This window comes from Kurthia gibsonii (assembly GCF_006539985.1).
In the GTDB taxonomy this organism is placed as follows: domain Bacteria; phylum Bacillota; class Bacilli; order Bacillales_A; family Planococcaceae; genus Kurthia; species Kurthia gibsonii.
The window spans coordinates 1-10,460 of record NZ_BJOB01000061.1 but is presented as its reverse complement, the minus strand read 5'-3'; the positions used below and the strand labels follow the sequence as shown (position 1 = coordinate 10,460).

Sequence of the window (10,460 nt, the reverse complement as noted above, 5' to 3'; positions counted from 1 at the left end):
TATATTCATGTAATTGATACATTAAGCGTGTTATAAAGTCCATTTTATATTATAAATTTTTTACTAGCTTTTTTCTGATGAAATGATTTATGATGTAAAAAGTGTGTTTTTATAATTTTTTCTATGAGAATGTTCGGAAATAGAATAAAATACGATAGAATTTTAATGATTTAAATATATACATATAATTATACAATTTAGATATAAACATATTTTCTCTTAAATAAAGCGTTATCATTGTTGTGGTATGAATAATAGGAATACTTTGAATACTCTTTTATTTCTTGTGTTCTTGACATGTATGATGGACGTTGTTAATCTTACTATTAATATAATTTTTAATAGGAGGAATTACAGCATATGTGGGAAACAAAATTTGCCAAAGAAGGTTTAACATTTGATGACGTACTTTTAGTACCAGCACATTCTGAAGTATTACCAAAGGAAGTGAATTTATCGGTTCAATTAACACCGAAAATTAAACTTAATATTCCAATGATTAGTGCTGGGATGGATACAGTAACTGAGGCGTCTATGGCGATTGCAATGGCACGTCAAGGTGGTCTGGGTATTATCCATAAAAATATGTCAATTGAAGAACAAGCGGATAACGTAGAGAAGGTAAAGCGTTCTGAAAATGGCGTTATTACAAATCCGTTCTTTTTAACACCAACACATCAAGTATTTGATGCAGAGCACTTAATGGGCAAATACCGCATTTCTGGCGTTCCAATCGTAAATAATGAAACAGAATTAAAATTAGTTGGTATTATTACAAATCGAGATCTTCGCTTTGTTCAAGATTACTCATTACTAATTGATGATGTTATGACAAAAGAAGATTTAATTACAGCACCTGTTGGTACAACTTTAGATGAAGCTGAAAAAATGCTACAACAATTTAAAATTGAAAAATTACCGATTGTTAATGACGAAGGTGCTTTAAAAGGTCTTATTACAATTAAAGATATTGAAAAAGTAATGGAATATCCAAATGCTGCAAAAGATGAGCATGGTCGTCTTTTAGTCGGTGCAGCTGTTGGTATTACAAAAGATACAATGGTTCGTATTGAAAAACTTGTAAATGCACAGGTAGACGTAGTTGTAATTGATACAGCACATGGCCATTCGCAAGGTGTGTTAAACACTGTAAAAGACATTCGTGCGAAATATCCAGAACTAGCTATCGTAGCTGGTAACGTTGCAACAGGTGAAGGTGCAGAGGCATTATTCGAAGCTGGCGCAGATGTAGTAAAAGTAGGTATTGGACCTGGTTCTATTTGTACAACGCGTGTTGTAGCAGGTGTTGGGGTACCACAAATTACAGCAATTTATGATTGTGCTACTGTTGCTCGTAAAATGGGTAAAACAATTATCGCAGATGGTGGTATCAAGTATTCTGGTGATATCGTAAAAGCTTTAGCTGCTGGTGGACATGTTGTAATGTTAGGTTCATTATTAGCTGGAACTTCTGAATCTCCTGGAGATACTGAAATCTTCCAAGGTCGTCGCTTTAAAGTATATCGTGGTATGGGTTCTGTATCAGCAATGGAAAATGGCTCGAAAGACCGTTACTTCCAAGATGATGCGAAAAAATTAGTTCCAGAAGGTATTGAAGGTCGTCTTCCTTATAAAGGTGCACTAGCTGATACAATTCATCAGTTAGTTGGTGGTGTTCGCGCAGGTATGGGTTACTGTGGAACAAAAGATTTACAAGATCTTCGTGAAAACGCACAATTTGTACGTATGACTGGAGCTGGCTTACGTGAAAGTCATCCACATGATGTACAAATTACAAAAGAAGCACCGAACTATTCATTACAATAAAACGTCTAAATTAGCACTAAACAGTCACTCGCGCTGTTTAGTGTTTTTTATATGTCTTTTTGATAACAAAGCTTTTAAAAGAGATATTATATGTTAAAATTAGCGAGAAACATCATACATATTCTGGAGGTAGAAGGGTGAAGAATTTACAGAAAAATACGATTATGCAACTAACATTATCTGTCGTAATGTTTGTAAGCATGATTCTGCTAGCAATCCCACACCAAGCAAAAGCAGCAGAAAATCTTGGTATCCATGCAAAAGCTGCTATCTTAATTGATGCAGATACGGGTAAAATACTATACGAAAAAAATGCAGGAAAATCGTTAGGTATTGCAAGTATGTCAAAAATGATGACAGAGTACATTTTATTAGACCAAGTGAAAGCTGGTAAAATTAAATGGGATCAAAAGTACAAAGTTTCAGATTATGCCTATAAAATTTCACAGGATCGTGCACTAAGTAACGTTCCATTACGTGCTGATGGTGAATATACAATTCGTGAATTATATGATGCAATGGCAATTTATTCAGCAAATGCAGCAACAATTGCGATTGCAGAAACAATTGCAGGTTCTGAAACAGAATTCTTAAAATTAATGAACAAAAAAGCAAAAGAATTAGGATTAACAAACTATGAATTCTTTAATTCATCTGGTTTAAATAATGCACAATTACAAGGTATGCAACCAGCTGGTACACCAAATAAAGGTGAAAATAAAATGTCAGCACGTTCAGTTGCATTGCTTGCATATCGTTTATTAAAAGACCATCCAGAAGTGTTAGAAACATCAAGTATTCCTTCAAAAGTATTCCGTAAAGGTACAGATGATGCGATTAAGATGGATAACTGGAACTTTATGTTAAAAGGTTTAGTATTTGAATATGAAGGCGTAGATGGTCTGAAAACAGGTACAACAGATTATGCTGGACAATGCTTCACTGGTACAGCTAAACGCGGTAATACACGTCTTATTTCAGTTGTAATGGATGCAACTGATGCAGATGGGAATAACGAAAATAAAAAAGCACGTTTTGACGCAACAAAAGCATTATTCGACTATGGATTTAATCAATTCTCAACAGAAAAAATTGTTTCAAAAAATCAAACTTTTAAAGGGAACGAAACAGTAGCAGTTGAAAATGGTAAAGAAAAACAAGTAAAAGTAGCAGCAAAAGAAGAATTATCAATGATGGTTAAAACAAATGATGCAAAAGAATATACTGCAAATGTTGTTTTAGATAAAAAATCATTAAATGCACCTGTTAAAAAAGGTGAAGTGGTTGGACACATTGAAGTGAAAAATAAAGCTGGAAAAGATTATGGCTTTATTGATCCGAAAATTAAAGCTTTAGAGGTTGTTACAACAGAAGCTGTAGAAGAAAAAGGCTGGTTTACAAAAGTATTTAGTGCAATTGGTGATTTCTTCTCAAATTTATGGAATAAAGTGTTCTAATAAAATAAACAAAAAAGAATCGTGCCATGGCACGATTCTTTTTTGTTTATGCTTGGAAACCCCAAATATGCATTAATAAGTGAATAGATTTTTCAATTTCTTCTTCAGGAATTCCACCAAATCCCAGTAACAAACGATTTTTGTAAGTGGGATGTTCTTTCAATAAATATTGTTGAATGGAAGCGATTCGTATACCTTGTTCTAATGCAATTTTGCTAAGAGCAGTCGCATCTTTTTCATGTGAAACATGCACCATAATATGCATTCCTGCTTGTTCACCTGATATTTTAATCTGTGGTGCATAAGCTTTTAATGTATGCGTAATTTTTTCGAGTTTTTTTCTATAAATTTTACGCATTCGGTTCAGATGTTTTGAGAAATGACCTTCATGCATAAATTGTGCCAAAGTATATTGATCAATTCTTGGTACAGTGCAAGTATAATAGCTCTCTCTTGCTTTATAATCGGCTAATAATGTTTTTGGTAAAACAAAATAAGCAATTCGTAAAGAAGGCATTAATGATTTGGAGAATGTACTCATATAAATTACTTTATCATCATGGTCTAAACCTTGTAATGCTGCAATCGGTTTACCAGTATAGCGAAATTCACTATCATAGTCATCTTCAATAATATAGTGATGAGGTGATTTCATTGCCCAATTTAATAATTGAACACGTCTGTTCGCCGATAGAATAGCACCTGTCGGGAACTGATGAGAAGGCGTAACATAAGCAATTGTAGCTTCAGATTGCTCAAGTTCTTGGACATCCATACCATCTTCATCAACAGCAATTGGTGTTGTTGGCTGATTGTATTGTGTGAAAATGTGGTGCGTCATCGTATAACCAGGGTTTTCAACTGCATAGTGATGTTGATTTCCAAGTAAAGAAACAATCATTGGTAACAATTGTTCTGTACCAGAGCCAATCACAATTTGTTCTGGCTGACATCGTACACCGCGAGATTGGTATAAATATGCCGCAATTTCTTTTCGTAAATCGTACTCCCCTTGTGCATCACCCATTAATAATAGGTGAGCATGTTCCTCATCAATCGCATCTTTCATATATTTACGCCAAATTTTAAACGGAAACGACTGTAAGTCAATTTGCCCAGGATTAAAATCAATTTTCACTTCAATTTCTGGTGCATTTAATAATTTTTGAGTTTGCTCTTTATCAATATAAGCAAGTGTTTCAATGTCTTCTACAAAATAACCAACGCGTGATTTTGATAAAACATAGCCTTCAGCTAATAATTGACCATATGCTAATTCAATTGTAGTTTGGCTAATATTTAAAAATTCAGCTAATTTTCTTTTCGACGGTAGCTTCTCATTTGTCGCAATTTCACCGTTTACAATACTCTCTTTAATTCCTCTGTAAAGCTGTTCATATAGCGGTTCTGATGATGTCTTATCTAATTGAAACATGAGCATATCCATTGTCTTCACCCTAACTGACCTTATTAAATATATTAAAACTGAATCTTTTAAAAAGGTCAATATAAATTATTATGGGATATATAGAAAATAAAGGGAGGAATTATTCATGGTTCAATTAGGTACAGATTTAGTTAAAAGAGGTATGGCTCAAATGCAAAAAGGCGGCGTTATTATGGATGTTATTAACGCTGAGCAAGCAAAAATCGCAGAAGCTTCTGGCGCAGTAGCAGTTATGGCACTAGAAATGGTTCCATCTGATATTCGTAAAGCGGGTGGTGTTGCACGTATGGCTGATCCACGTGTTGTTGAAGAAGTAATGAATGCAGTATCGATTCCAGTTATGGCAAAAGGTCGTATTGGTCATATTGTAGAAGCGCGTATTTTAGAGTCAATGGGTGTGGATTATATTGACGAGAGTGAAGTATTAACACCAGCAGATGAAGAATATCATTTATTAAAAAATGAATTCAGCGTACCATTCGTATGTGGTTGTCGTGATTTAGGTGAAGCTGCTCGTCGTATTGGTGAAGGAGCTTCAATGCTTCGTACAAAAGGTGAGCCGGGAACAGGTAACATCGTAGAAGCAGTTCGTCATATGCGTAAAGTGAATGCGCAAGTAAAACAAATCGCAAATATGAGTCCAGATGAAATTATGACAGCAGCTAAAGAGCTTGGCGCACCGTATGAAGTATTATTAGAAATTCATCGCTTAAAGCGTTTACCAGTAGTAAACTTTGCAGCAGGTGGTATCGCAACACCAGCAGACGCAGCATTAATGATGGAGTTAGGTGCTGACGGCGTATTCGTAGGTTCTGGTATCTTCAAGTCTGAATCACCAGAAAAATTCGCAAATGCCATCGTTCAAGCAACAACACATTACCAAGATTATGAATTAATTGCACGTGTGTCAAAAGAGATTGGTACACCGATGAAAGGTCTTGAAATCGCCTCTTTAGCTCCTGAAGCACGCATGCAGAATCGAGGTTGGTAATATGAAGATTGGTGTTCTAGCTTTACAAGGTGCTGTCGAAGAGCATATTCATGCGATTGAAGGTATTGGTGCTGAAGGAATCGCAATTAAAAGTGCAGAACAATTAAATGAGATAGACGGTTTAATTTTACCGGGCGGTGAAAGTACGGCTATGCGTAAACTCATCGACTATCATGAGATGATGCCAGCTTTAAAAGATTTCAAAAAGCCAATTCTTGGAACATGTGCAGGGTTAATTCTTTTAGCAGACTGCGTTGAAGGTTCTGAAGCACATATCGGTGGTATGAATATTTGGGTGCGTCGTAATTCATTTGGGCGACAAATTGATTCGTTCTCTACAGAATTAACAGTTCAAGGTTTAGACACACCATACGAAGCAGTTTTCATTCGTGCACCACATATAGACCGTGTTGGTGAAGGTGTTGAAGTGCTTGCAATGTATGGTGATAAGATTGTACTTGTACAACAAGGAAATAAAATTGGGTGCGCATTTCATCCTGAATTAACAGATGATTTACGTATTATGGAACTATTAAAAGAACAGATTCAACAGAGTAAACTTGCACAACCTTCAAATGTATTGTAAAGTATGGTTAAATTAATATTTATTACGATGATAGGAAGTAGTAGCGAGTTTATTCTTTTTAAGAGAGTCAACGGTTGGTGAGAGTTGATAAAGAACCTTGTGAATCCGTCCTGGAGTTGCTCGGCTGAAATCATAGTAGGCTGTAGCCGGCTTTACATAGCCGTTATAAATTGAAGCGGATTAAGCAATTTTGTGCTTAATCAATTAGGGTGGCAACGCGGGTATGCTCTCGTCCCTTCACTATGGGGATGAGGGCTTTTTTGTGCCTTTTCCTAGAATTTATAAAGATTGCAAGTGCTATAGGCTTCATCTACATCGAATAAGGAATGGAGGAATATACATGTTAGATATTAAACGTGTACGTGCAAATTATACTGAGATTAAAGAAAAGTTAGCGCATCGTAATGAGGATTTAGGGACATTCGATCATTTTGAAGAATGGGATCAACAGCGTCGTGAATTAATCGCAAAAACAGAAGTCCTAAAAGCAGAACGTAATAAAGCTTCTGAAGCGATTGCTCAAAAGAAACGCAATAAAGAAAATGCAGATGATGCAATTCTTCAAATGCGTGAACTTGGTGATCAAATTAAAGGACTAGATGCACAATTAAATGAGGTCGAAGAGAAATTCCATCATATGATGATGCGTTTACCAAACATCCCGCATGAGTCTGTGCCTGTAGGCGAAGATGAGGACGCGAACCAAGAAGTATATACTTGGGGGGAAGTACCAACATTCGATTTTGAACCTCAACCACACTGGGACTTAGGTACAAACTTAAATATTATTGATTTCGAACGTGCTGGTAAAGTAACAGGTAGTCGTTTTGTATTTTATCGTGGAGCAGGTGCTCGTTTAGAACGTGCATTAATTAACTTCATGATGGATTATCATGCAGACAAACACGGTTATGAAGAAATGTTACCACCTTACATGGTAAACCGTACAAGCTTAACAGGTACAGGTCAATTGCCGAAATTTGAAGAAGATGCATTCTTAATTGAGAAAGAAGATTACTTCTTAATTCCAACTGCTGAAGTACCTGTAACAAACTTCTTCCGTGATGAAATTTTAACTGCTGAAGACTTACCAAAAGGTTTTAATGCATATAGCGCAAACTTCCGTTCAGAAGCAGGTTCAGCTGGTCGCGATACACGTGGTTTAATTCGTCAACACCAATTCAATAAAGTTGAGTTAGTACGTTTTGTAAAACCAGAAGAATCTTATGAACAACTTGAATTACTAACAGGTCATGCTGAAGCAATTCTACAAGCTTTACAATTACCATACCGTAAATTGTTAATGTGCACAGGTGACTTAGGTTTCACTGCTGCTAAAAAATATGATTTAGAAGTATGGATCCCAACACAAAATATTTATCGTGAAATTTCTTCTTGTTCAAACTTCGAAGATTTCCAAGCGCGTCGTGCCAATATCCGTTTCCGTCGTGAAAAAGGTGCAAAACCAGAATATGTACACACATTAAATGGTTCAGGTCTTGCAATTGGTCGTACAGTAGCGGCGATTTTAGAAAACTATCAACAAGCTGATGGTTCTGTCGTAGTGCCAGAAGTTTTACGTCCTTATATGGGCGGGTTAGAAGTTATTTCTAACTAATATAAAAGACAACATCGCATTAATTTGTGATGTTGTCTTTTTTTGCTTTTTTCTCAGCTTTTTTGCGTGCACGTAATTCTTTAAAGAAAGTCGTTAAAATACTACCACATTCGTCAGCTAAAACACCTTCTGCAACTTCACATACATGGTTCATACGAGAATCTGTTAATAATGAATGTAATGAATGAACACAACCTGCCTTTAGATCACGAGCCCCATATACCACACGAGGGATTCTCGATTGTAGAATTGCTCCAGCGCACATAGGACAAGGTTCTAATGTTACATAAAGTGTTGTATTTTCTAATCGCCAACTATCTAGTTTTACACATGCTTGTTGAATCGCCATTAGTTCTGCATGTGTTACAGCATTTTGTGTGGTTTCACGTAGATTATAAGCAGAAGAAATCACTTTACCTTCATGTACGATGATTGCACCAATAGGAACTTCACCTAAATCACGTGCTTTTTCAGCTTCTTTCAAAGCTAGTTCCATATATTGTTGATCTGTTAATTGCATATGTCACGCTCCTTGTAGCGTTATTCTAGCATGATTGTATCAATAAAGCGAAAGGGTGTTTCTTCATGAATCTGTATGATAAAATATAAGACACTGATGAAAAAATGAAGGGAGAACTTCCGATGCCTGTACCGTTTATCGCTGTAGAAGGTCCGATTGGTGTTGGAAAGACATCACTCTCAAATCGAATTGCTGAACATTTTGGCTATGATTTATTAAAAGAGATTGTGGATGAAAACCCATTTTTAAATAAATTCTATGAAGATATTGATGAGTGGAGCTTTCAAACAGAGATGTTTTTCTTATGTAATCGTTATAAGCAATTAAAAGACATTAAGAAAAATTCAATTAATGCGAAAAAAGAAGTTGTAGCAGACTATCATGTATTTAAAAATTTAATTTTTGCACAAAGAACGCTACAACCTTCTGAATATAAAAAGTACGAACAAATTTATGAGATTTTAATCGAAGATATGGTGACACCGAATATCGTCATCTATTTAGATGCGACAGTTGATACATTAATGAAGCGTATTGCAATGCGTGGGCGAGAATTTGAACATATGATTAAACGTGACTATATGGAGCAGTTAGTAGCAGATTATCATGTATTTATTGATCGTTTTGAACAAGAGAATCCACAGATTCCTGTGCTACGTATTAATGGTGACGCCTATGATTTTGTGAACAATGAATATGATTTACAAAAAATTCTTCAACAAGTAGAAGAATTATTAAGTAAGAGGAGCTTAAAGCAATGAATTTAAGAGAAAAATATAATATTCCATCGAATGCTGTTATTACAATTGCAGGAACAGTTGGTGTAGGGAAGTCGACAATGACGAATGCTTTAGCTGAAGCATTAAATTTCCGTACATCCTTTGAAAAAGTAGATACAAATCCATACTTAGATAAATTTTATGATGACTTTGAAAAGTGGAGCTTCCATTTACAAATCTATTTCTTAGCAGAGCGTTTCAAAGAGCAAAAACGTATTTTTGAATATGGTGGTGGTTTTATTCAAGACCGTTCCATTTATGAAGATACAGGTATTTTTGCGAAGATGCATTATGATAAGGGAACGATGACACCAACAGATTATGAAACATACACGAATCTTTTTGATGCGATGGTGATGACACCTTACTTTCCACATCCAGATTTATTGATTTATATTGAAGGACCTGTAGAGGATATTATCGGTCGTATTGCAGAGCGTGGTCGTCCGATGGAGCAACAAACAGAGCGTGCTTACTGGTTGGAGATGCACGAGCGCTACGAAAAATGGATTGATAGTTTTAATGCATGCCCTGTTCTTCGACTAGATATCAATGATTATGATTTAATGAAAGACCCAGATACAGTGGAACATATTGTGGCACGTATCGCCCATTTTTTAGAACAGACATCGCATTTACGTAAATAAAAGAGAGGAATCACGTCGATGTGATTCCTCTCTTTTATTTATGAAGCTTTTTTTAATCTATATTTTAACTGATTTAATTGGAAGAATAAGAAACAGCCGATACAGAACCCAAGAATCGCAATAAAAGATGCAAGTGCGACCATGATTGTGAATGTATAACCGAGAATAGGGAGGTCATACATAAAGCCGATGAAACCTATTAATAAACAAAAGATGGCAATACTTGAGTTAAATTTTTGTTGTGTCACATCTTCTGGAATGTATGAAGATGGTTCTTTATTTAAAAAAAGACGAGCGAATTTCATTATCGGGTTAAAATTGAAAAATAGTCCAAGTACATTTGCAATCAGTGGTACGAGTAGTAATAATGGTTGTTGAAAAATCCATGTGGCAACTGTGAATAATAAGATAGTCCATTGATTCACACGCACAAGAGGTCTAGGAATAAATAAAGGCTTTTGCATATAACCAACCTTTCAGATAAGAATTATTTTATTTATCATAAAGGATTGAAAGACAAAAGAAAAGAAAAAGTGCTTAAAAAAAGCGAAAAAAAATCCGTTACATCTGTATGTAACGAAAAATAAA

The 10,460-nt window shown here is 35.4% G+C and carries 10 protein-coding genes and 1 other annotated feature; of the genes, 7 read left to right on the top strand and 3 right to left on the bottom strand.

The annotated features are described in order from the left end of the window. The first annotated feature begins 360 nt into the window (after positions 1 to 360). Positions 361 to 1,827 (top strand): IMP dehydrogenase, encoded by a 1,467-nt coding sequence (guaB, locus tag KGI01_RS12540; protein WP_141274963.1) that lies wholly within the window; start codon positions 361 to 363, stop codon positions 1,825 to 1,827. 137 nt (positions 1,828 to 1,964) lie between these two features. Further along, the gene (locus KGI01_RS12535; protein ID WP_141274962.1) at positions 1,965 to 3,284 is read left to right on the top strand and encodes a serine hydrolase; all 1,320 of its coding nucleotides are present in this window, start codon (positions 1,965 to 1,967) and stop codon (positions 3,282 to 3,284) included. A gap of 46 nt (positions 3,285 to 3,330) precedes the next feature. On the opposite strand, the gene pdxR is transcribed toward KGI01_RS12535, so the two are convergent. After that, entirely contained in the window at positions 3,331 to 4,731 is a 1,401-nt protein-coding gene (gene pdxR / locus KGI01_RS12530) for a MocR-like pyridoxine biosynthesis transcription factor PdxR (protein WP_174795815.1), read from the bottom strand. A gap of 106 nt (positions 4,732 to 4,837) precedes the next feature. On the opposite strand from pdxR, the gene pdxS reads away from it, so the two are divergent. The 3 genes from pdxS to serS all read left to right on the top strand — a co-directional run bounded on the left by pdxS (position 4,838) and on the right by serS (position 7,926). Next, complete coding sequence (pdxS, locus tag KGI01_RS12525; RefSeq protein ID WP_068456838.1) at positions 4,838 to 5,722, top strand: pyridoxal 5'-phosphate synthase lyase subunit PdxS; 885 nt, start codon at positions 4,838 to 4,840, stop codon at positions 5,720 to 5,722. Position 5,723: 1 nt separating this feature from the next. Continuing rightward, positions 5,724 to 6,308 carry a pyridoxal 5'-phosphate synthase glutaminase subunit PdxT gene (gene pdxT / locus KGI01_RS12520; RefSeq protein ID WP_141274961.1) on the top strand — a complete coding sequence of 195 codons (585 nt, stop codon included), beginning with the start codon at positions 5,724 to 5,726 and terminating at the stop codon, positions 6,306 to 6,308. Between the two features lie 18 nt (positions 6,309 to 6,326). Beyond that, positions 6,327 to 6,548, top strand: a binding site (T-box leader). Positions 6,549 to 6,648: 100 nt separating this feature from the next. Next, complete coding sequence (serS, locus tag KGI01_RS12515) at positions 6,649 to 7,926, top strand: serine--tRNA ligase (protein WP_141274960.1); 1,278 nt, start codon at positions 6,649 to 6,651, stop codon at positions 7,924 to 7,926. Between the two features lie 19 nt (positions 7,927 to 7,945). Here the strand turns inward: serS and tadA are convergent, their stop codons facing one another. Further along, positions 7,946 to 8,446, bottom strand: a complete 501-nt coding sequence (gene tadA / locus KGI01_RS12510) for a tRNA adenosine(34) deaminase TadA (RefSeq protein WP_141274959.1) — start codon at positions 8,444 to 8,446, stop codon at positions 7,946 to 7,948. A 122-nt stretch (positions 8,447 to 8,568) separates the two neighbouring features. Between tadA and KGI01_RS12505 the strand changes: the two genes are divergently transcribed. Both KGI01_RS12505 and KGI01_RS12500 read left to right on the top strand, forming a co-directional pair. Continuing rightward, positions 8,569 to 9,207 (top strand): deoxynucleoside kinase, encoded by a 639-nt coding sequence (locus tag KGI01_RS12505; protein ID WP_141274958.1) that lies wholly within the window; start codon positions 8,569 to 8,571, stop codon positions 9,205 to 9,207. Next, positions 9,204 to 9,872, top strand: a complete 669-nt coding sequence (locus KGI01_RS12500; protein WP_141274957.1) for a deoxynucleoside kinase — start codon at positions 9,204 to 9,206, stop codon at positions 9,870 to 9,872. Before KGI01_RS12505 ends, KGI01_RS12500 begins: the two co-directional genes overlap by 4 nt. Before the next feature lie 38 nt (positions 9,873 to 9,910). Here KGI01_RS12500 and KGI01_RS12495 read toward each other — a convergent pair whose 3' ends face one another. After that, the gene (locus KGI01_RS12495) at positions 9,911 to 10,336 is read right to left on the bottom strand and encodes a DUF4395 domain-containing protein (protein ID WP_141274956.1); all 426 of its coding nucleotides are present in this window, start codon (positions 10,334 to 10,336) and stop codon (positions 9,911 to 9,913) included. Positions 10,337 to 10,460 lie beyond the last annotated feature (124 nt).